Source organism: Amycolatopsis saalfeldensis (assembly GCF_900110575.1).
Classification (GTDB): domain Bacteria; phylum Actinomycetota; class Actinomycetes; order Mycobacteriales; family Pseudonocardiaceae; genus Amycolatopsis; species Amycolatopsis saalfeldensis.
On the sequence record NZ_FOEF01000017.1, the window covers coordinates 103,456 to 124,025 of the forward strand.

22 protein-coding genes are annotated in these 20,570 nt (G+C 71.1%); 13 read left to right on the forward strand and 9 right to left on the reverse strand.

Annotation, left to right across the window (positions count from 1 at the left end):
* Nucleotides 1–31: 31 nt before the first annotated feature.
* Nucleotides 32–3,499 carry a TNT domain-containing protein gene (locus tag BMY97_RS49655; protein WP_425425350.1) on the reverse strand — a complete coding sequence of 1,156 codons (3,468 nt, stop codon included), beginning with the start codon at nt 3,497–3,499 and terminating at the stop codon, nt 32–34.
* A 283-nt stretch (nt 3,500–3,782) separates the two neighbouring features.
* On the opposite strand from BMY97_RS49655, the gene BMY97_RS31690 reads away from it, so the two are divergent.
* A complete protein-coding gene (locus BMY97_RS31690) occupies nt 3,783–4,637 on the forward strand; it encodes a bifunctional methylenetetrahydrofolate dehydrogenase/methenyltetrahydrofolate cyclohydrolase (RefSeq protein ID WP_091624329.1) in 855 nt (284 codons plus the stop codon).
* The gene (locus BMY97_RS31695; RefSeq protein WP_091623987.1) at nt 4,637–4,942 is read left to right on the forward strand and encodes a DUF3017 domain-containing protein; all 306 of its coding nucleotides are present in this window, start codon (nt 4,637–4,639) and stop codon (nt 4,940–4,942) included. The genes BMY97_RS31690 and BMY97_RS31695 overlap by 1 nt, the downstream gene beginning before the upstream one ends.
* 43 nt (nt 4,943–4,985) lie before the next feature.
* Here the strand turns inward: BMY97_RS31695 and BMY97_RS31700 are convergent, their stop codons facing one another.
* Nucleotides 4,986–6,170: an MFS transporter gene (locus tag BMY97_RS31700; protein ID WP_091623989.1), complete on the reverse strand. Its 1,185-nt coding sequence runs from the start codon at nt 6,168–6,170 to the stop codon at nt 4,986–4,988.
* Nucleotides 6,171–6,361: 191 nt separating this feature from the next.
* Nucleotides 6,362–6,685 (reverse strand): ArsR/SmtB family transcription factor, encoded by a 324-nt coding sequence (locus BMY97_RS31705; protein WP_091623992.1) that lies wholly within the window; start codon nt 6,683–6,685, stop codon nt 6,362–6,364.
* A gap of 111 nt (nt 6,686–6,796) precedes the next feature.
* On the opposite strand from BMY97_RS31705, the gene BMY97_RS31710 reads away from it, so the two are divergent.
* From BMY97_RS31710 to BMY97_RS31725, 4 genes are read left to right on the forward strand one after another with little or no spacing between them, the layout of a single operon-like run.
* Nucleotides 6,797–7,990, forward strand: coding sequence for an MFS transporter (locus tag BMY97_RS31710; protein ID WP_091623995.1), 1,194 nt, complete (start codon nt 6,797–6,799; stop codon nt 7,988–7,990).
* Nucleotides 7,991–8,014: 24 nt separating this feature from the next.
* Complete coding sequence (locus tag BMY97_RS31715; RefSeq protein ID WP_091623999.1) at nt 8,015–8,668, forward strand: spermine/spermidine synthase domain-containing protein; 654 nt, start codon at nt 8,015–8,017, stop codon at nt 8,666–8,668.
* A complete protein-coding gene (locus tag BMY97_RS31720) occupies nt 8,650–9,225 on the forward strand; it encodes a hypothetical protein (protein WP_091624002.1) in 576 nt (191 codons plus the stop codon). Before BMY97_RS31715 ends, BMY97_RS31720 begins: the two co-directional genes overlap by 19 nt.
* Before the next feature lie 4 nt (nt 9,226–9,229).
* On the forward strand, nt 9,230–9,811 hold the full coding sequence (locus BMY97_RS31725; protein WP_091624004.1) for an HhH-GPD-type base excision DNA repair protein: 582 nt from the start codon (nt 9,230–9,232) through the stop codon (nt 9,809–9,811).
* On the opposite strand, the gene BMY97_RS31730 is transcribed toward BMY97_RS31725, so the two are convergent.
* The gene (locus BMY97_RS31730) at nt 9,808–10,575 is read right to left on the reverse strand and encodes an AraC family transcriptional regulator (RefSeq protein ID WP_091624007.1); all 768 of its coding nucleotides are present in this window, start codon (nt 10,573–10,575) and stop codon (nt 9,808–9,810) included. The two genes, BMY97_RS31725 and BMY97_RS31730, sit on opposite strands and share 4 nt — an antisense overlap.
* A 50-nt stretch (nt 10,576–10,625) precedes the next feature.
* Here BMY97_RS31730 and BMY97_RS31735 point away from each other — a divergent pair, with 50 nt between their 5' ends.
* Nucleotides 10,626–11,039, forward strand: coding sequence for a DUF2000 domain-containing protein (locus BMY97_RS31735; RefSeq protein ID WP_091624010.1), 414 nt, complete (start codon nt 10,626–10,628; stop codon nt 11,037–11,039).
* Between the two features lie 608 nt (nt 11,040–11,647).
* Here BMY97_RS31735 and BMY97_RS31745 read toward each other — a convergent pair.
* Genes BMY97_RS31745 through BMY97_RS31755 form a run of 3 tightly spaced genes read right to left on the reverse strand, consistent with a single transcriptional unit; the run spans nt 11,648 to nt 13,145 of the window.
* Complete coding sequence (locus tag BMY97_RS31745) at nt 11,648–12,250, reverse strand: class I SAM-dependent methyltransferase (protein ID WP_091624012.1); 603 nt, start codon at nt 12,248–12,250, stop codon at nt 11,648–11,650.
* A 32-nt stretch (nt 12,251–12,282) separates the two neighbouring features.
* Nucleotides 12,283–12,645 (reverse strand): DUF2203 domain-containing protein, encoded by a 363-nt coding sequence (locus BMY97_RS31750; RefSeq protein WP_091624015.1) that lies wholly within the window; start codon nt 12,643–12,645, stop codon nt 12,283–12,285.
* A gap of 26 nt (nt 12,646–12,671) precedes the next feature.
* A complete protein-coding gene (locus tag BMY97_RS31755; protein ID WP_245787605.1) occupies nt 12,672–13,145 on the reverse strand; it encodes a hypothetical protein in 474 nt (157 codons plus the stop codon).
* A gap of 229 nt (nt 13,146–13,374) precedes the next feature.
* On the opposite strand from BMY97_RS31755, the gene BMY97_RS31760 reads away from it, so the two are divergent.
* Together BMY97_RS31760 and BMY97_RS31765 are read left to right on the forward strand one after the other, a co-directional pair.
* Nucleotides 13,375–14,598, forward strand: a complete 1,224-nt coding sequence (locus tag BMY97_RS31760) for an NADP-dependent isocitrate dehydrogenase (protein WP_091624018.1) — start codon at nt 13,375–13,377, stop codon at nt 14,596–14,598.
* Nucleotides 14,599–14,788: 190 nt separating this feature from the next.
* Complete coding sequence (locus BMY97_RS31765) at nt 14,789–15,097, forward strand: SH3 domain-containing protein (RefSeq protein WP_091624020.1); 309 nt, start codon at nt 14,789–14,791, stop codon at nt 15,095–15,097.
* Between the two features lie 151 nt (nt 15,098–15,248).
* Here BMY97_RS31765 and BMY97_RS31770 read toward each other — a convergent pair whose 3' ends face one another.
* Nucleotides 15,249–16,241 (reverse strand): MBL fold metallo-hydrolase, encoded by a 993-nt coding sequence (locus BMY97_RS31770; protein WP_091624023.1) that lies wholly within the window; start codon nt 16,239–16,241, stop codon nt 15,249–15,251.
* A 110-nt stretch (nt 16,242–16,351) separates the two neighbouring features.
* On the opposite strand from BMY97_RS31770, the gene BMY97_RS31775 reads away from it, so the two are divergent.
* Nucleotides 16,352–17,161: an exodeoxyribonuclease III gene (locus tag BMY97_RS31775; protein ID WP_177231633.1), complete on the forward strand. Its 810-nt coding sequence runs from the start codon at nt 16,352–16,354 to the stop codon at nt 17,159–17,161.
* Nucleotides 17,162–17,224: 63 nt separating this feature from the next.
* Here the strand turns inward: BMY97_RS31775 and BMY97_RS31780 are convergent, their stop codons facing one another.
* Nucleotides 17,225–17,977 carry a chitinase gene (locus tag BMY97_RS31780; protein ID WP_091624028.1) on the reverse strand — a complete coding sequence of 251 codons (753 nt, stop codon included), beginning with the start codon at nt 17,975–17,977 and terminating at the stop codon, nt 17,225–17,227.
* Between the two features lie 498 nt (nt 17,978–18,475).
* Here BMY97_RS31780 and BMY97_RS31785 point away from each other — a divergent pair, with 498 nt between their 5' ends.
* The 3 genes from BMY97_RS31785 (at nt 18,476) to BMY97_RS31795 (ending at nt 20,518) form a co-directional block, all read left to right on the forward strand.
* The gene (locus BMY97_RS31785; protein ID WP_091624031.1) at nt 18,476–18,784 is read left to right on the forward strand and encodes a hypothetical protein; all 309 of its coding nucleotides are present in this window, start codon (nt 18,476–18,478) and stop codon (nt 18,782–18,784) included.
* 196 nt (nt 18,785–18,980) lie between these two features.
* Nucleotides 18,981–20,003, forward strand: coding sequence for a tryptophan--tRNA ligase (trpS, locus tag BMY97_RS31790; RefSeq protein WP_091624034.1), 1,023 nt, complete (start codon nt 18,981–18,983; stop codon nt 20,001–20,003).
* The gene (locus tag BMY97_RS31795) at nt 20,000–20,518 is read left to right on the forward strand and encodes an AAA family ATPase (protein ID WP_091624335.1); all 519 of its coding nucleotides are present in this window, start codon (nt 20,000–20,002) and stop codon (nt 20,516–20,518) included. The genes trpS and BMY97_RS31795 overlap by 4 nt, the downstream gene beginning before the upstream one ends.
* Nucleotides 20,519–20,570 lie beyond the last annotated feature (52 nt).

The window sequence follows — 20,570 nt, forward strand, 5'->3', positions numbered from 1 at the left end:
GCGGAAACCGGGGGCCTTCACTGTTCACGCCTCAGTCGATGGGCGGTTCGCCCGGGTCCAGCTCGATCAGGTCACCCTCGGCGACCAGCTCCTCGATCGAGGCCGGCAGCAGGTACGCCGACCCGCCGCCCGGCTGGTTGAACCACGGGATCGCGACCCCGGCGAGCGTCTCCAGCGGACGCTGCACCCGGTACACGTGGTACGGCCGGTGCACCCACTCCGGCACCAGCGAGCGCTCCTCGAACGGCGTCCCGGCGGCGTAGGTCAGGTTGCCGTTCGGGCCGCCGAAACGGTCCAGCTCGCTGCCCGCGGGCAGCTCGCGCAGCTCCTTGCCGCGGAACAGCGTCAGCGGCGGCTCGCCCGAAAGCGGCGAGATCGGCCACTGCTGTCCCGAGCCACCGCCACCGTTGACGCCGCGGCCGCCCGCACCGTTGGCGGCGCGGACCGGCTCCTCCCGGCGCTGCGGCGGGGACATCGGCGGCAGCGGCGCCCCCATCGGCGGTTCCCGGCGCGGGGGAGCGACGGGCGGCGCGACCTGCGTCGGTGCCGCCACGGACTGCTGCGCCGGGACCGGCGGACGGGCCGGTGGCTCGTCGTCGCCGAGCAGTTCCTCCGCCGAGGTGAACGCGGTCTGCTCCTGCGGCGGCACGTCCTCGCGCGGCCGCACCGGGAACGAGCCCGTGGCGACGGCCGGCGACAGCGTCGCCATCACCGGCGGCTTCGGGGCGTCGGCCACCGGGTCCTCGACGGGCGCCGGTGGCGGCTCCTGTTCGACCGGCGCGTGGCCGTCCGGGTGCATCAGCACCTTGCCGAGCATGAAGGCCGCCGCGTCCTCGGCGTCGCCGAACACCGCCGGGTTGACCAGTTCGCCGTCGTACCAGGCGACGCGCCAGCCCTCCTCGACCTGTTCGACGCTCCAGCCGCGGTCGGTCGCCTCGCCGAGCCGGTACGCCTCCTCGGGCACGTCGAGCTGGTCGAGCTTGTCCTGCAAGCCGGCCAACGCGGGCTCGGCGGGCCGGGCGCGGCGAGACCGTCGCGGCTGCGGCTGGACCGGCTGGCTCTGGACCGGCTGGGGTTCGGCCGGTGGCGCCTCGGGCTCGTCCGGCTCCTCCGACCGCATCGCGTGGCCGCCACGCACCGGCACCTCGGGCACCGGCAGCACTCCGGGCACCGGCGGCACCCCGGGCACGGACGTGTCGGCGTTCATCAGCGAGGTCGGCGGGCCCGAGTCGAAGTCCGGCTCCTCCTCGCGCAGCTGATGGCCGCCCTCGTCCTCGCGCAGCTGGTGCCCGCTGTCGTCGCCGTACGGGTCGGCGTCGCTTTCTTCGCCGTACGAGTCGGAATGCTGGCCGACCTCGTTGCCGTACGGGTCGGTGTGCTGCTCGTCCTCGTAGTCCTCGTCGTGGCCCGCCTCGGGATCCGGACCCGTGTACAGGCCGTGCTGCTCGCTGAGCTGCTCTTCGTCCTGCGGTCCGGTGTACAGGCCGTTCTGGTCCGCGTGCTGCTCTTCCGGCTCCACGGGCGCGTACAGCTGCGTGTGCTGCTCTTCGTGCTGCGGCGCGGTGTCCACGGGTGCGTACAGTGCGGTCGCTTCGGCAGCGGGCGGCGCCGCGTGCGGGTCGACGGGTGCGTAGAGCTGCGTGTGCTGCTCTTCGTGCTGCGGGGCGGTGTCCACCGGCGCGTACAGCGCGGTCTCCTCCGCCGGATGCGGTTGCTGCCCCGGCGGGGCGGCGTTCGGGTCGACCGGGCTGTACAGCGCGGTCCGCTCGGCCGGCGGCGGGCCGTTCGGGTCCTGGCCGGGCTCGAACTCGGCGTGCTGCTCGTCGGCGAAGCGGTCGTCGAACTCGTTCTCGTAGCCCTCGGCCTCGTGGTACTGCTCGTCGCCGTACGCCTGGGCGTCTTCGTGATGCGCGTCCGGGTAATCGTCGAAGGCCTGCTCGAACGGCGGTTCGTCGCGCTGCTCCGGCTCCGCGGGCGGCGTGTGCACCGCGAGCGGGACGTCCACCGGCGCGGGCGCCTCCGGCTGCGACGGCGCGGACCCACCGGAACCCGCCAACGCGGCCGCACCGACTCCCACAGTCCCGAGGGCCGCGGCCCCGAGCGCCGCGGCGCCGAGACCGGGTCCGCCAGGACCGGCCTGACCGGGACCACCCGGCGCGCCGGGACCGGCCTGGCCACCAGGACCACCCTGCGGCCCACCGGGACCGGCTTGACCAGGGCCGCCAGGCCCACCAGGACCGGCTTGGCCCGGCCCGGCTTGACCGGGGCCGCCAGCGCCGGGTCCGCCTGGCCCGGCTTGGCCCGGCCCACCAGGACCAGCCTGGCCAGGACCAGCTCCAGCCGGTCCGCCTTGACCCAGCCCGCCGGGACCAGCTCCAGCCGGTCCGCCTTGACCCAGCCCGCCGGGACCAGCTCCAGCCGGTCCGCCTTGACCCAGCCCACCGGGACCAGCCCCAGCCGGACCACCGGGACCCTGCCCGCCGGGACCAGCCCCAGCCGGTCCGCCTTGACCAGGCCCACCGGGCCCGCCTTGGCCGGCACCGCCAGAGCCGCTTTGGCCGGGCCCACCAGGCCCGTTCGGTCCACCCTGACCAGGCCCACCCTGACCGGGACCGCCGGGCCCACCAGGCGCCTGCCCCTGCGGCGGCGGCCCGGGCCGTTGCTGCGGCGGCTGCTGGTTACCGCGGGTCAGGTACGCCGCAGCGCCCTGCAGGGCGAGGTCGTCGACCGGCGGGAGCTGGAAGCCGTTCGAGCGGATGTGCTCGACCAGGTCGTTCTCCGGTGAGACGCCGTAGCGCTGCAGGTAGAAGTTCACTGCCGCCGGCCAGATCCACTGCCCGTCGCTGTGGAACGCGACGGGCACGGTGGCCTCGGGCGCCGGCGCGAGCCGGTCGATGTCGTACCCGCGCTCCTGGACGACCAGGGGCGCGTGGTCGAGGTAGTCGAGCAGCCGGTCCTGCTCCGCCACCTCCAGGTCGGGACGGTTGATCACGGGGCGGCCGGCCGGCCCGATGGTGTCGAAGATCCGCGCGATGCGGAAGTGCGGTCCGGGCTGCTCGGGGCCGAGGCCGGACATGCGCCGGATCAGCCACTCGGGCACGTTCTCCTCGGTGCGGGGGAACATGCGCAGCTCGTCCTGGTACGCCTGCGGCGGCGGGGCGAGGTTCCACGGCGGCTCGTCGCGGTTGTACTCGAGGTTGTAGCTGGAGGGGTGGTCGAGCTGGTAGCGCGCGTTGAACCAGGTGCCGCGGCCGTCGCGGTACATGCCACCGCGCAGCCGTCCGAAGAGGGTCGCGATGTCGTGGGTGGCGACCCACTCCTGACTGGCGCCGTCCTCGGTGAGGATCTGGCCGGTCAGCTCGTGGTACCTCCCGACAGCCCGGTACTCCGCGGTGACTTTGCGCCAGTCGCGCGGTGCGGCGCGCAGCAGGGCCAGTCCGATCTGCTTGACCAGTGTGTCCTGCTCCGTCGCGTTCAGCTGCGTCGTCGGTTGTGCCACGGTGACATTTTGACTGTTCGCGCGCACGAACGCACCCCGCATGCGGGTTTTGCCACTCGCGGGCAAGCCGGCATGCGGTCTGACCTCGGCCGACGCCTTATGCGGAAGATCACACGCACGTGCGAGCCGAGCCGCGGAGCCGGTGGTGGGGGTGACGGGGAGTCTACGGGCAGTGGCAATGCGCGCCCGGCCACGACGCGCGGGGTGATCGTGATCCGCTCCGGGCGGCTCACCCGGCCGGGTTGCCGACGCTCCCCGGCGCCGCTTTGCGAGAATGGGCGTCGTGACGGCGAAGATTCTGGACGGCAAGGCCACGAAGGACGCCATTTTCGCGGAGCTGCGCCCGCGGGTGGCCGCGCTCGCCGAGCGGGGGGTGGTCCCCGGCCTGGGCACGGTGCTGGTCGGCGACGATCCCGGCTCGCACTCGTACGTGAAGATGAAGCACGCGGACAGCGCGAAGATCGGCGTCAACTCGATCCGCCGCGACCTGCCCGCCGACATCTCGCAGGAGAAGCTCGAGGCCGTCATCGACGAGCTGAACGCCGACCCGGCCTGCCACGGCTACATCGTCCAGCTGCCGTTGCCGAAGCACCTCGACGCGAACCCGGTGCTCGAGCGCATCGACCCGGACAAGGACGCGGACGGCCTCGCGCCGGTCAGCCTCGGCCGGCTGGTGCTCGGCGAGAAGGGCGCCCTGCCCTGCACGCCGTACGGGATCATCGAGCTGCTCAAGCGCCACGGCGTGGAGCTGAACGGCGCGCGGGTCACCGTGGTCGGCCGCGGCATCACCGTCGGGCGCACGCTCGGCCTGCTGCTCACGCGCCGCAGCGAGAACTCCACCGTGACGCTCTGCCACACCGGCACCCGAGACCTCGCCGCCGAGGTCCGCCGCGCCGACATCGTGGTCGCGGCCGCAGGCGTGCCCGGGATCATCACGCCGGACATGGTGCGGCCGGGCGCGGCGGTGCTGGACGTCGGCGTCTCGCACGTGGACGGCAAGCTCACCGGTGACGTCGACCCGGCCGTCGCCGAGGTCGCCGGCTGGCTGTCGCCGAACCCCGGCGGCGTCGGCCCGATGACCAGGGCGATGCTGGTCAGCAACGTCGTCGAGGCGGCGGAACGCACGGTCGCGGGCTGATGGCGATGGCGGGCGACCGGCGCCGGAACGGGCGGGCCTGGGCGGTCCACGTGCCGTTCACGGTGGTGCTGCTGCTGCTCGCGGCGGCGGCGCTGCGCACCTTCCAGTACCACTGGCGCGAGGGCGCCATCCTGGTCGGCGTCGCGTTGTTCGTGGCCGGGCTCCTGCGCGCGGTGCTGCCCGCCGAGAACGTGGGCCTGCTGGCGATCCGCGGCAAGAAGGTCGACGTCGTCACCTGCGGCCTGCTCTGCGCCGCGGTCCTCTACATCGCGCTGACGATCACCGGCGGCCCCTTCGACTCGTGAGTGTTCACGACGGTTCTGACCGTCAGGAACACTCACGAGCCGGTCAGGAGGCCAGCGCCAGTTCCCGCTGCTCGGCCGCGCGGGCTTCGCGCCGGTCGAGCGTGCCGGAGAACAGGGCGATCGAGAGGCCGAGCACCGCGAGCGAAGCGCCGACCCAGTTCGGCGCGACCAGGCCGAGGCCGCCCGCGATCACCAGACCGCCCAGCGACGCGCCGATCGAGTTGGCGATGTTGAACGCCGACTGCACGGCCGCCGAGACGAGCGACGGGGTGCCGCCCGCCTTCTCCATGATCCGCGCCTGCATCATCGGGCCGATCATGAAGCCGGCCACGCCCACGAAGAAGATCGTGATCGCGGCGCCGACCTTGCCCTGCGCGGTGATCGTGAAGATGCCGAGCACCGCGGCCAGCGCGAGCAGCGCGGCGTACAGGCCGGGCATCAGCGCCCGGTCCGCGAGCCGGCCGCCGAGGTAGTTGCCCAGCGTCATGCCCACGCCGGCGAGCGAGAGCAGCAGGGTGACGTTCGCGGGCGAGTAGCCGGCGACGTCGGTGAGCATCGGCGTGATGTAGGACAGGCAGGCGAACACCCCGCCGAGGCCGAACGTGACGATGGCCAGCGCCAGCCACACCTGCGGGCGGCGGAACGCGCCCAGCTCGCCGCGCAGCGAAGTCTCGGCCGGACGGCCCTGGTGCGGCACCAGTTTCGCGATGGCGGCCGCGGCCACCAGCCCGATCACGGCGACCACGCCGAACGTCGCGCGCCAGCCGACCTGTTGGCCCAGCAGCGTGCCCAGCGGCACGCCGATGACGTTCGCCAGCGTCAGGCCCATGAACATCATGGACACGGCCTTGGCCCGCTGGCCCGGTTTGGCCATGCTCGACGCGACCACCGCGCCGGCGCCGAAGAACGCGCCGTGCGGCAGGCCGGCGAGGAAGCGGAACGCCACGCCGAACCCCTGGTTCGGCGACAGCGCGAACAAGCCGTTGCCCAGCGTGAACAGGCCCATCATCGCGAGCAGCATGGTTTTGCGCGGCAGCCGGACGGCCAGCGCGGTGAGCAGGGGGGCGCCGATCACGACGCCGAGCGCATAGGCGGAGATGAAGTAACCGGCCGTGGGGATGTCGATGTGGAAGTCCGCGGCGGTCTGGGGCAGCACACCCATCATCACGAACTCGGTGGTACCGATGCCGAAGGCACCGATGGCGAGTGCGAGCAACGCGACGGGCACGGCTCTCCTTCCTTGGGAAATCGATTACTCAGCCCGGGCTCTACCCGTTCTGAAGCGCTTTAGTACGAGGGCAAAAAACAAGACAGCTGTGCGGCCCCGACGCCGTCGAGCTGTCTCGTCCCAGTTGAACCGACGCGGGGCCGGTTTGTCATCCCGGTATTCGGGTGAGCCTCTTCACGCCCGGAATCGACCTAGCGCCGGGCGGCCAGCACGCCGTCCAGCAGGCCGGGGAAGAGCGCGTCAAGATCCTTGCGGCGCAAGGAGTTGTACCGCGTGGTGCCCTCCTGCCGCCCGGCGACCACACCCGCCTGGCGCAGGATCCCGAGGTGGTGCGTGACTGTGGACTTGGTCACCGGCACCTCGAGCACGCCGCACGCGACCTCGGTGCCCGCCGCGGCGAGCTGGCGGACGATCCCCAGCCGGACGGGGTCGGCGAGGGCGCGCAGCACCGCCTCGACGGTCATCTCGTCGCGGGCGGGATGGACGAGCGGGGTCAGGTGCGCGGTGTCGGCCACGGTCCCATTGTACGACGTCTGTCGAAATTGTCGGTGGGGCGTAGTACGGTCAGGATCGAACTACGACGTTCATCGAACCAATCACCCTTGTTCGCCTTTGGGGGCACGTCCATGTCCACCGTCCCGTCCTCGGGCACGTCACGGAACGCGGTGCTGGCGTTCGGCGCCTTCGGCGTCGGCACCAGCGGTTACATCGTCGCCGGGCTGCTGCCGTCGCTGACCGCCGAGCTCCAGATCTCCGCGACGGCCGCCGCCCAGCTCGTCACGTCCTTCGCCATCGCGTACGCCATCGGGTCGCCGCTGTTCGCCGCGGCCACCGGCCGCTGGGAGCGCCGGTCGCTGCTGGTCGCCGCGATGGTCGTCACGGGTCTCGGCAACCTGTTCGCCGCTGTCGCGCCGGGGTACACCACGCTGATGATCGCGCGGGTGGTCACCGCCGTGGGCGCCGCCGTCTTCACGCCTGGCGCCACCGCGGTCGCCGCGGAGCTGTCCACGCCGGAACGCCGTGGTCGCGCGGTCGCGACGGTGTTCGGCGGGCTGACCGTCGCGCTCATCTTCGGGGTGCCGCTCGGCAGCCTGATCTCGCAGCAGCTCGACTACGAGGCCGCGTTCCTGCTCGTCGGCGTGCTGTCGCTGGCCGGCGCGGTCGCCATCCGGCTCGTGCTGCCGAAGGTCGCGGCGCCGCCGGCGGTGCGGCTGGCCGAGCGGTTCGCGGTCGCGCGGGACAAGCGCGTGGTCGCGCTGCTGGTGACCACCGTGCTCGCGTGCCTCGCCGCGTTCATGGTCTACACGCTGGTTTCGCAGCTGCTCGCCGCGACGGCCGGGGTCACCGGCGCGACCGTCACGATCCTGTTGTTCTGCTACGGCATCGGCGGCGCGGTCGGCAACTACGTCGGCGGCCGGGTGGCCGACCGGTGGGGGGCGCGCGTGCCGATCCTCGTGGTGCTGGCCGGGATCACCCTGGTGCTGGTGCTGCTGCCGCTGACCACCGCGACGGTGGTGGGCGCGGCCGTCACGCTGTTCTTCTGGGGCATGGGCACGTGGGCGTTCAGCCCGCCGGTGCAGCACCGGCTGATCGAGCTTTCGCCGGGCCACGCGGGTCTGGCGCTGTCGCTCAACGCGTCGGCCATTTACCTCGGCGTCGGGCTGTCCGGCGTCGTCGGCGGCGCGGTGCTGACCTCCGCGGGCCCGAAGGCGCTGCCGGAGATCGCCGCGGTGCTGACCGCCGTGGCATTCGCCGTGATGCTGTTCTTCTGGGGCGCGCGGGCCCGTGCGGCGGCCCGTGAGGAGGTAGCCGTCGGCTGAGGCGCTTGTGAGAAGCTGCCCGGCGTGGCTGAGGTGCTGGATGTGGTGACCGGCCGCGGCGGTGAGCTGGTGCTGCGGCGTGACGGGTCGGCGTTCGAGGTGATCGCCAACGGGGTTTTCCTGATGGACACGCGAAACGGGGAGTCGGAGCGGCTGCTCGTCACCGGCGCGGCCGACCGGCTGACGCCCGGCGCGACGATCCTGATCGGCGGTCTCGGCGTCGGCTTCTCGCTGCGGGCCGCGCTGGATCACCCGAATGTCGGCTCGGTGGTCGTGGTGGAGCGCGAGGCCGCGGTGATCGAGTGGAACCGCGACGGCCCGTTGCGCTCGGTGCACGGGGATGCGCTGGCGGACCCGCGCGTGCGCGTCGTCGAGGCTGATCTGGTGGCCTGGCTGCGTTCCACGCTGTCCGCGGGGGAGCGGTTCGACGCGCTGTGCCTGGACATCGACAACGGTCCGGAGTGGACGGTCACCGAAGGCAACGCCGAGCTGTACGGGGAGTCCGGAGTGGACGGTCTGGCGCGGCTGCTCCATCCCGGCGGAGTGCTGGCCGTGTGGAGCGCGGGCGCGGCGCCTTCGTTCACGGAACGGCTGCGCGCCCGGTTCGCCGACGTGCGGACCGTCGACGTCCCGGTGCCGCGGGGAGAGCCGGACGTGCTGTGGTTCGCGCGCTCCTGACCGCGGCCGTCGAGGAAAACGCCACCTGGTGCGACGTGTACTGCCGGGTCTACGGCGTGCAGGGCGTCTTCGGCCCGCGTGCGTGGACGTCGCCCTCGCGCACCCCGGAGCTCTACCCGGACGCTGTGACGCTGACCCCGTCCGCCACGGCGGCGGACGTGCTGCCGCTGGTGGACGCGTCGGCGGGCTGCTCGGTGAAAGACAGCTTCGCGAGCCTGAGCCTGCCGGGCTTCACACTGCTGTTCGAGGCTTCGTGGCTGCATTTCCCGGTGCCTGCCGCGGCTTCGGGGTGGACGGCCGCTCCCTCACCGGACCCGTCGTTCGTGTTCCTGACCGGGCCGGGCTCGTCCGCCGTCGCCCATCGCGGCCCCTCGGCGGCCGGCCTTTCGAACTTCAGCGGCGACGACTGGCGCGGTGCCGTCGCCGCGGTCTCCGCCGCCTTCCCGGGTCTGCCGGTGGTGGGCTACGAGCACGGCGCCGCCCTGTCCGCCGCGCTCGCTTACGGTGCGGAGCCGCTCGGCGTCTTGCGCGTCTGGCTCCGCGACCTGCAAAAATGACCCCATGACGCGTGAAGTGCACCTGAGCGGCGAGGCCGAGGCCGACAAGCTGCTGAGCGAGGACCCGGTGGCGCTGCTCGTCGGGATGCTGCTGGACCAGCAGATCTCCATGGAGGTCGCGTTCATCGGGCCGCGCAAGATCGCGGATCGGATGGATGGGTTCGACGTGCGGAAGATCGCCGAGGCGGACCCCGAGCGGTTCGTCGAGCTGTGTGTCACGCCGCCCGCGATCCACCGTTACGGCGGCTCGATGGGGCGCCGCGTGCAGGCCCTGTGCCAGTTCGTCATGGAGCACTACGACGGCGACGCCGAGGCGATCTGGACCTCCGGCCGGCCCAAGCCGGACGGTCCGGAGGTGCTCAAGCGGCTCAAGGCCCTGCCCGGTTACGGCGAGCAGAAGGCCAAGATCTTCCTTGCCCTGCTTGGCAAGCAGTACGGCGTGCAGCCGAAGGGCTGGCGCGCCGCCGCCGGCGCGTACGGCGACCGAGGCTCGCGTCGTTCGATCGCGGACGTGGTCAGCCCCAAGACGCTGGCGGAGGTCCGCGCGTTCAAGAAGGCCGCGAAGGCCGCCGCCAAGGAAGGCTAGCGTCGGCTGAACCGGCCGGGCGTGGTGCCCAGGTAGCGCTTGAAGTGCCGCGTCAGGTGGGCCTGGTCGGTGAAGCCGGCGGCGGCCGCGACGTCCGCGGGCGGGGTGCCGTCGAGCAGCAGCCGCCGGGCGTGGTCGACGCGGCGGCCGGTGACGTACCGGTGCGGCGGCAGCCCGAACCGGCGCCCGAAGGACCGCACGAGGTGCACCGGGTGCGCGCCGAGTGAGTCGGCGGCCTCGGCGAGGGTCAGGGTGCCGGGCAGGCGTTCGTCGAGCAGGTCGCGCAGGTCTTCGGCCAGGCCCTTGGTGGCGCCGGTCGGTGCCGGGGCGCCGAGGTGCGCGCGCAGGCGTTCGGAGACCAGCACCAGCCGGCTCTCCGCCTCGAGTGGCTCGGGGTTCGCGAGCGTCTGGTGAAGCTGGTGGACGCGGGTGCGCAGCAACCCGTCCGCGAGGCTCGGCCGGTCGACGGCGGCGCCGATCAGGTCTTCGCCGAGCACGTCGGCGTCGAGGTAGAGCACGCGCTTGCGGAAGCCGTGGCTGGTGGCCGCGCGCCCGTCGTGGGCGACGTTCGGGGGCAGCAGCGTGACGGCGGTGCCGAGCGCGCCGTGGTGGTGGCGGTCGAGGTCGTAGCGGATGGCGCCGTCGTCGACGATCAGCAGCGTCCAGGTGTCGTGCGTGTGCACGGGGTAGGCGTGGCCGACGAAGCGGGCGTGGAACACCTCGGCGATGCCGGGCACCTGCGGGCGCCACGCCGAGACGGTCATGTTCAGAACGTACAAGACCCGCGCGTCCCCACCGGGCGACGCTGAGCGCCATGACCCGATTCGACACGAAGATCGCCGTGCTGCTGCGGGACGACCTCGCCTCGTGGCAGCGGCTCAACGTCACCGCGTTCCTGGTCAGCGGCATCGCCCACGCGACACCCGAGCTCATCGGCAAGCCCTACGCCGACGCCGACGGCACCGAGTACTTGCCGATGTTCGGCCAGCCGGTGCTCGTCTTCTCCGGCACCGCCGAAACCCTCACGACGGCCCACCGCCGGGCCCTCGACCGAGGCCTGCGCATCCCGATCTTCACCGAGGAGCTCTTCCACACGGGCAACGACGCCGACAATCGGGCCGCCGTCCGCGCCGTCCCGCGCGAGAAGCTCGCGCTGGCCGGATTGGCCGTCCACGGCCCGAAAAACGCGGTGGACAAGATCCTCAAGGGCGCCGAACTACACCGCTGACGACCCACGTTTGCCGTTCTTGGCGACCTGCTGCCCTGAACTACGGTGGTGGTTGCCGAGCCTTCGGGGTTGTGGTGACTGTTGCCTCGACGACCACGCCTGCGGTTGCCGAGCCCCCACGGTCGCGGCAGCTGCTGCCCTGACCACCGCGGTCGCGGCTGCCCGCTGACCCGGTTGCCACGGTCCGGGCCTCCGCCGGTCCGGCTCACCGCGCGGTCCAGATCTCCGCCAGCCCAGACCCCCACCCAACCACGGGTGCGCCCCGCTCCATTGTATCGCCGCTGAGCTGCGGAAACAGGCGTCGGGCGCGAGGTGGCCGCTCGCTGCGTGGGCGAGGTGGCCGTTGGCGACGGGTCGGGCGGTCGTGAGTGGACACCGTTGGCGAAGCAAGGCGGTTGCGAAAGGGCCGCTCGTGGAGTCGGGCGGTCGCGAGCGGGACCTTCCCCCGGCGGTTGTGAGAGGGACTTTCGCGCTGGGTTGCAGCGCCGTCTACGCCGACTTCACCAGCGGGCCGGCGACGGTACCGTCACCGACCTCGACGCCGCTTTCGACCAGCGTTGCGGAGCGGCCGACGCCCCCGCCGCGCACGGTGAGGTGCACTTCCACCGCTAAGCCACCGCGTGCACCACGAAGACTGAGCGCGTCCGGTCGCCCGCGGTGCTGGTCACGGTGTCGGCGGTCGCCTCGCGGAAGCCTGCCGCCGTGGCCAGCGCGGCGGCCTCGGCCAGGTCGCCCGGCAGCTGCAGATCGGCTGCCACCACCGAAGCGAACGCGTCCGAGGCCCGGAACCGGTGGACCGACGGCACGCTGAACGCCACCTCGCCACCCGGCCGCAACACGCGTCGCCAGTCGGCCAGTGCCGCGGGGCCCAGGAAGTGGAGGGCGGACGCGCAGACGACCGCGTCGGCCGTGCCGTCGTCCAGCGGCAGCGGCACACCGGGCGCGACCCGCCACTCGATCCGCCCGGCCGGGTCCAGCGAAGGGGCCTTCGCGGTGGCCAGCTTGACCATCGCCGGCGAGATGTCCACCGCGAGCACCGAGCCGGGCGAAAGCCGCAGCGCCGCGAAGGCCGCCGCGCCCGTGCCGGTCGCCACGTCGACCAGCAGGGACGGTTCGGGGGCCAGCCCGTTGATCAGGGTCTCGGCCACCAGCGGGTGGAAGGTGCCATCGTCGTCGTAACCAGGGGCCAGTGCGTCGAAGAATTCACTCACCGGCTCACTTTAATGACGTTGACCAGCGGTTTTCAGCTCAACGGCCGCCGGCCCGCGAAACCGAGGTCGGTGCGGTGGTACCAGGACAGCTCGCGGTCGCCCTCGAGCCAGCACAGCAGCACGTCGACGCCGTCGAGCTCCGCGGGGAAGTCCACCAGCAGCGGCGCGAAACCCTTCAGCTCGGCGCCGGTGCGCTGGACCGTGGTCATCAGGTCGTCGAGACGGGCCTGCGCGGCCTTCCACTCGGGCAGGCCGCCGAGGTCGGTGTCCCGCCCGCCCGGCCGCAGCGACGCGGCCAGCTCCGCGGCGTCGGCGCGCACCCGCACCAGCTCGTCGAGCACGGGGCGCAGCCGGGCGAGTTCGGCGCGGGCGTCGGCCACGGTGAACAGTCCCATGCGCGAAATGTTCCCACCGGGACCGGTCATCGGCGGCGCCGCACCAGCGTCGCCGCCAGCCCCGTGCCGACCAGCAGGAACCCGGCCGCGATCAGGCCGCCGGAGAACAGCCAGATGCTCGCGCCCGACATCAGGTCGAAGGGCAGGGCGCGCAGCAGGCGCAGGTCCCACTCCGGCATCGCCAGCCCCACCACGCCGGGCAGCACGCCCCACACCAGCCCGCCGAGCAGCGGCCCGGTCGACGACCACGCGCCGAGGGCGGCCACGACCAGCAGCAGGATCGCGCCTCCGGCCAGCAGCGCGATGGCCGGCGCGTCGCGGTGCGTGACGACCGCGGCCAGCTCGTTCTGCTGCTCGCGAAGGCCGCCGTAGCTCAGCAGCCCGAGCGCGACGGGCGTCAGCACCAAGCCGAGGATGCCGCTGAACAGGCGTGGCACCGCCCGGCCGCGCGGTTCCGCGACGGCCGGCTGGTAGGCGGTGTACGGCTCGGAGTACGACATGGCGTGACCTCCCGGGTGACTGAGTGCCCGAGGGGATGGTCTCCCGAAATCACCCGGTTCCGCGATCCGCTGAAGCGGGGTAAACCCGGTGATCGGCGCCGTCGGCGCCTGTTGGAGACTTGACGCCTACCACTTCTGGAACCATCCAGCTCCGTCAAGCAGTACGCTTGTACCGCTACGACGAGTCGAAGAAGTATCGCGAAGATCCGCGGAAGGAGCACCGCTGCTCATGGCCAAGATCAAGGTCCAGGGCACCGTCGTCGAGCTTGACGGCGACGAGATGACCCGCATCATCTGGCAGTTCATCAAGGACAAGCTGATCCACCCGTACCTGGACGTCAACCTGGACTACTTCGATCTGGGCATCGAGGAGCGGGACCGCACCGACGACCAGATCACGGTCGACGCGGCCAACGCCATCAAGCAGCACGGCGTCGGCGTCAAGTGCGCGACGATCACCCCGGACGAGGCCCGCGTCGAGGAGTTCGGCCTGAAGAAGATGTGGCGGAGCCCGAACGGGACCATCCGCAACATCCTCGGCGGCGTGGTCTTCCGCGAGCCGATCATCATGTCGAACGTCCCGCGGCTGGTGCCGGGCTGGACCAAGCCGATCATCATCGGCCGTCACGCCCACGGCGACCAGTACAAGGCCACCGACTTCAAGGTCCCCGGCCCGGGCACGGTCACCATGACCTACACGCCCGAAGACGGCTCCGCGCCGATGGAGTTCGAGGTCGCGAAGTACCCCGAGGGCGGCGGCGTCGCCATGGGTATGTACAACTACCGCCAGTCGATCGAGGACTTCGCGCGCGCTTCGCTGCAGTACGGCCTCGACCGCGGCTACCCGGTGTACCTCTCCACCAAGAACACGATCCTCAAGGCCTACGACGGCATGTTCAAGGACGTGTTCCAGGAGATCTTCGAGGCCGAGTACAAGGCCGACTTCGACGCCAAGGGCCTCACCTACGAGCACCGGCTGATCGACGACATGGTCGCCGCGGCGCTCAAGTGGGAGGGCGGCTACGTCTGGGCCACCAAGAACTACGACGGTGACGTCCAGTCCGACACGGTCGCGCAGGGCTTCGGCTCGCTCGGCCTGATGACGTCGGTGCTCCGCACGCCGGACGGCAAGACCGTGGAGGCCGAGGCCGCGCACGGCACGGTGACCCGGCACTACCGCCAGCACCAGCAGGGCAAGCCGACCTCGACCAACCCGATCGCGTCGATCTACGCGTGGACCCGGGGCCTCGAGCACCGCGGCAAGCTGGACTCCAACTCGGAGCTGGTCGGCTTCGCGAACAAGCTGGAGCAGGTTGTCATCGACACCGTCGAGGGCGGCAAGATGACCAAGGACCTGGCGATGCTGATCGGCAAGGACCAGCCGTTCCAGACCACCGAGGAATTCCTCGCGACGCTGGACGAGAACCTGGCCAAGAAGGTCGCGCAGGGCTGATCTTCCGCTTCACCGGCGACGGGCACCTCGGAGGAGTCTTCCGAGGTGCCCGTCGTTTTTGTACGCAGAGTGATGATGCGGTGACGCGGTTGGCGCCTCCGGGTGGTCTGGCGGCCGAAGCCTGTCCGCCGGACCCACTCACTGTCTACCCTGGTCCAGCACACTTTTTCGCGACGGAGGAGCGGCCGGCATGCTGGGCTTGTCGAAGAAGACGCTGATCATCCTCGCTGTGATCGCCGCGGTTGTCGTCATCTACGTGGTGAACCAGAAGGGCCAGGCCGACGCCCAGGGCTCCACGACCGGGTGCAAGGTCTCGGTGACCGCCGACGTCCTGAACGCCCGCGAAACCCCGGACGGCAACGGCAAAGTCGTCGGCAAGTACCTCAACGGCGCCGAGTTCGACGCGCTGCCGGTGGTACAGAACGGCTTCCGCAAGATCGCCGAGGGCAAATGGGTGGCGGGCGACTTCGTGAAGCCGATGGCCGGCTCCAAGTGCTGATCGTGGGCGGACCCGCTCTGCCGATGGTGGCCGGTTCGGGGTCCTGACGGTGGCCTGTTCGTGGTGTTGACGGCGGTTGGTTTCCCGGTGCGGGCAGGTCGGGCCGTGAGGTGGGCGGGGTTTGTCGGTGCCGGGTGGTAAACCTGGTGCATCACAGAGCGAGGGTCAGCCCCTCGTCCGCCGCGAGCACGTCGCCGGGGAATTCCGCGCGTGCCTCGGCCACCGACACCGCCCGGTCCGTCCCGGGCCAGAAATGCGTGAGGAGAAGTGTGCCCACCTTCGCTTCGGCCGCTGCCCGCCCGGCCTCGGCCGCCGTCATCAGCTGCCGTGGTTCGTCCGCGGGAGGCTCGCCCTGCAGGGTCGCCTCGCAGATCAGCAGGTCCGCACCTCGAGCCAGCTCGACCAGAAGCCGCGACGGTCCACAGTCGCCCGAATAGACCACGCTCAGCCCCGGCGCGCTCAGCCGCACGCCGTGGTTCGGCACGTGGTGGGGCAACAGAACGGCGGTGAGCTGAAACGGCCCGACGTCCCATCCCGAACCGAGTCCTTGCGCTGCACCGTGTTCCGGCGTTGCACCGAGTTCCAACGCCGCACCGCGTTGCCGCGCTGCGCTGAGTCCTTGCGCTGCGCCGGGTTCCCGCGTTGCACCGTGTTCCGGCGCGGTGCTGCGTTCCGGCGCTGTGCTTGGTCCTTGCGTTGCGCTGTCTTCCTGCGCCGGGTGGAGCTGCGGCCCGGAACTCAGGTCCCGCACGTCGAAGATCGTCGTCGGGTGGGGGTGTGGTTCCGTGGCTTCGAGCCGTCGCAGGGTTCCGGTGGTGCAGAACAGGGGCAACAGCAAAGGTCGCGAGGCGGTTTGTCCGTGGCGCGCACCTTCGCCCGGATCAGTCGGGGTGGGCGGCGCCTGCACCGTGTAGTGCCACGCGCGGCCGAGGGCGCTCAGATCCGCCATGTGGTCGGGGTGTTCGTGGGTGATCACCACGGCATCGACGTCCCGGGCGGCAGTGTGGGTCAGCAGCCGGCTCGCGGTGCCGTAGCCGAGGTCGATCACGAAGTTGAAACCGTTGTGGGACAACAGGAAACCCGTGCAGGCGCGGCCCGGCTCAGGCCAGGCCCCGCAGCTGCCCAGGACAGTGAGCCGGGTCATGGGGGCAGTCTTGCAGAAGGTCCGGCAGAAAGTCCGGACGAAGGTCCCACAGAAGCTCTCGCGGAAGGTCTCGCCCGGGATTGTCGGACCCGCGAGGTAGCGTTCGCGACGTGCTGACCGTCTCCACCGTGAATGTCAACGGCCTTCGGGCCGCCGTGAAAAAGGGCTTTGTCGAGTGGCTTGCCACCACGAAGGCCGACGTCGTCGCCTGTCAGGAGGTGCGGGCTGAGGCTGCGCAGTTGCCGGCGTCCGTTGTGTCGCCCGAGGGGTGGTTCGCTGTGCACGCGCCCTCGTCGGTGAAGGGGCGTAGCGGCGTCGCGCTGTATAGCCGCGTTGAGCCGGAAGAGGTGCGCATCGGCTTTGGTGAGCCCGAGTTCGAGGACAGCGGGCGTTACCTCGAGATGCACTTGCCCGGTGTGGTCGTCGCGAGCCTGTACCTGCCGAGTGGCGACGTCGGCACCGAGCGGCAGGACGAAAAGGAACGCTTCATGGCGGCCTTCCTGCCCTACCTCGTCGAGCTGCGCGCGAAGTCCGCCGCGGCCGGGCGCGAGGTCGTGGTGGTGGGCGACTGGAACATCGCCTACGACACCGTCGACCTCAAGAACTGGCGTGGCAACCGGAAAGCCTCCGGCTTCCTCCCCGAGGAGCGCGAGTGGCTCGGCCGCGTCTACGCGGAGGCGGGCTACACCGACGTCCAGCGGCGCCTCGACCCGGAAGGCCCCGGCCCGTACACCTGGTGGTCCTACCGCGGCCAGGCCTTCGACAACGACTCCGGCTGGCGCATCGACTGCCAGCTCGCCACCCCGGGCCTGGCCGAGAAGGTCACCTCCGTGGTCGTCGAGCGCGCGGCGAGTTACGACCAGCGCTGGTCCGATCACGCGCCCGTCACCGCCGTTTACGACCACCCGTTCGCCGGCTGATTCTTATTGCCGTACAAGCGAAAGGTCCCCTCGGCACGCGCCGGGGGGACCGTTCGCCCAGACTCAGCAGCTCAGGTTGGCACCCGGGTCGACGCCCAGGATGCCGGTGATCTTCGTGTAGGCGTCGATCCGGCTCTGCACCTGGGCGGGGTTGCCGCCGTTGCACTCGATGGAGCCGTTGATGCTGCGGATCGTCTCGCCGAAGCCGCGCTGGTTGACCATCGCGTCGTGCGGGGTCATGGTGCCGGGGCCGGTCTGGGTGTTCCAGTACCAGAGCCCGGTCTTCCACGAGACGGCCGCGTCCTGCTCGACCAGGTACGGGTTGTTCAGCAGGTCGATCCCGAGGGCGTCGCCGGCGGCCTTGTAGTTGAAGTTCCAGCTCAGCTGGATCGGGCCGCGGCCGTAGTACGCGGCCGTGCCCGCCGGGCAGCCGTAGGACTGGGTCGTGTCGCAGTAATGCGGGTAGTTCGAGGTGTTCTGCTCGACGATGTAGACGAGGCCGCCGGTCTCGTGGCTGACGTTGGCCAGGAACGCCGCCGCCTCCTGCTTCTTCACCGTGTCACTGCCGGTGTTGGCGAAACCGGGGTACGCGTCGAGCGCGGCCGTCAGCCCACCGTAGGTATAGAAGGAATTCCGGCCGGGGAAGATCTGGTTGAACTGGTCCTCGCTGACGACAAAGCTGGCGCTCGGCGAGGAAACGGCGGCGCTTCTGGCGGGTGCCGCGGTGGCTGTCGAAGCCGGGATGACCGCCGCCGCCGTGGCGACGAACGCGGCGGCCGTGATTCCGACGGCCTGCAAAATCCTTCGTAGAGACATCGTCAGCTCCCTTGGTCGGGCCCCCTGAAGTGGTCTACACCAGAGAGGTATAGACCAATAACAGCCGGGTGACCAGAGCGGGAAACCGGACATCGGAAAGAAAGCCGCGATAAGACCAGTGAACTTGGTGAAAAATTCGCGGAGGGTGACCCGGTGCGGCCATGTGGGTGAAGATCCCAGGCGCTCTCTTCGGCCGACGGGCGGCTACCGGGTTCGTCCGGACGGTGTCGGCGGTCTTCGTGCGTTCGGCCGCGGGCCCGCGGCCCGGTGCCCGGTTGGTCACGGAGCGCTGACCACGCACAACACTCAGGCGCCGGGGGTGCTCATTCGGCAGCCACGGATGGGCGCTAGTCTCGGCGCCCGAGTTGATCAAAACCAGCAGGTCTTGACACGCTCGGTAGTTTTCTCACCAGTAGCTCATCCTTACGGGTGAGCGTTCTCGCCAGGCACAGTCACTTCGCGGGAGGCACTCCGGTGCGTTACCCAGGTCATCTCCTGATGCGGTACACCCTGCGCTCGGCCCGGGCGGCGACGCTGGTCGCCCTCCCGGCGGCACTGCTGCTCGCCGGCGGCAGCGTCGCCTTCGCCGACGACGGGGTCGCCCGCGCGGAGACCAACTCCACGGGCTTCGGCATGCTCGGGCCGGTCGGCCTGGTCGCCGTGGCCCTCGGCATCGTCGGCATGACGCTCGGCGTCCTGCGCCAGCGACGCAAGGCCCGCGCGGCCGCCGCGCCGGCCCCGGCCGTCGAGGCACGGATGGACGCCGATGAGCCGACCCGCCCGCTCTCCCCGCTTCGCCAGCGCTGACGCCGCGGAGCCCGCCCAGCGGGCGGCGCCGAGCAGTGGGTACAAAGCAGCACACCCGATCTGACCTGGCAGTTTCCTTTGCCCAGGCCAAAACCGTGATAGCTCTCCGTGAACCGCCACTCCGTCGAGTAGGCGAAGAGCCGCCAGGGGAGACCTCCGTGTGACCCGCCCCGGCGGGGCCTGAAAGAATCCACTCGTGTCCGACGAACAGACCGGGCGCCTGCGGGTGCTTTCCGGGATCCAGCCGACTGCCGACTCGTTCCACCTCGGCAACTACCTCGGCGCGCTGCGCCAGTGGGTGCGGCTGCAGGACACGCACGAGACGTTCTACTGCGTCGTCGACCTGCACGCGATCACCGTCGAGCAGGATCCGAAGGTGCTGCTCGAGCGGACGCGGCGGTCGGCGGCCCAGCTGCTGGCCATCGGCGTCGACCCGCGGCGGAGCGCGCTTTTCGTGCAGAGTCACGTGGCCGAACACGCACAGCTGAGCTGGGTGCTGGAGTGCCAGACCGGCTTCGGCGAGGCCGGCCGGATGACGCAGTTCAAGGACAAGTCCGCCAAACAGGGCACCGACCGCGCCAGCGTCGGGCTCTTCACGTACCCGATCCTGCAGGCTGCGGACATCCTGCTCTACCAGGCGAACGCCGTGCCCGTCGGCGAGGACCAGCGCCAGCACCTCGAACTCACGCGAAACCTCGCGCAGCGCTTCAACAACCGGCTCGGCAAGACGTTCACCGTGCCGGAGCCGCACATCGTCAAGGACACCGCGAAGATCTTCGACCTGCAGGACCCGACGGCGAAGATGAGCAAGTCCGCGTCCGCCGCCAACGGCCTGGTCGAGCTGCTCGACGACCCGAAGCGCTCGGCGAAGAAGATTCGCTCCGCCGTCACCGACACCGGCCGCGAAGTCCGTTTCGACGCCGAGAACAAGGCCGGCGTCTCGAACCTGCTCACGATCTACTCCGCCCTCACCGACCGCACGATCGCCGACCTCGAGGCGGCCTACGACGGCAAGGGCTACGGCGACCTCAAGAAGGACCTCGCCGACGTGCTGGTGGAGTGGGTGACACCGCTGCAGGAGCGCGTTCAGTCCTATTTGGACGACGTCGCCGAGCTGGACAAGGTTCTGGCCGCCGGGGCGGAGCGCGCCCGCGAGGTCGCGGCCGCCACCCTCGCGACGGTGTACGAGCGCATCGGCTTCCTGCCGGTGGCCCGCTGAGCCCGCGGCTGATCCTCCTCAACGGTCCGCCCGCCGTCGGCAAGTCGACGCTGGCGGGCCGTTACGCCGACGAGCACCCGCCCGCGCTGGCCTTGGACATCGACCGGGTGCGCGCGCTGATCGGGGGCTGGCGGGACGACCCGTCCGGCGCCGGCCTCCCCGCGCGTGAGCTGGCGATCGCCGCCGCTCGCGCGCACTTTCAGGCGGGCCACGACGTCGTCATCCCGCAGCTGCTCGGGCGATGGGAATTCCTGGACCGGCTGGAAGCGCTGGCGCAGGAAGCCGGCGCGAGCTTCCACGAGATCGTCCTCTGGGACAGCAAGGACGAGATCCTCCGCCGGTTCGCGGAACGGCCGCCGCGGCCCGAGCACCCCGATGCCACGCCCGCCGAGGTCGCCGCACTCTACGACCGGCTCGAGGCACTGCTCGAGACCCGTTCGCGCGCGCACGTGGTGCCGGTGTCCGCCGGACGGGTGGACGACGCCTACCGTGCGTTCCTGTCCCGGCTCGACTGACCCACTCGTACCGGCTCGCGTTGCGGGGCGACACCCGCGTAGTTAGCGTCAA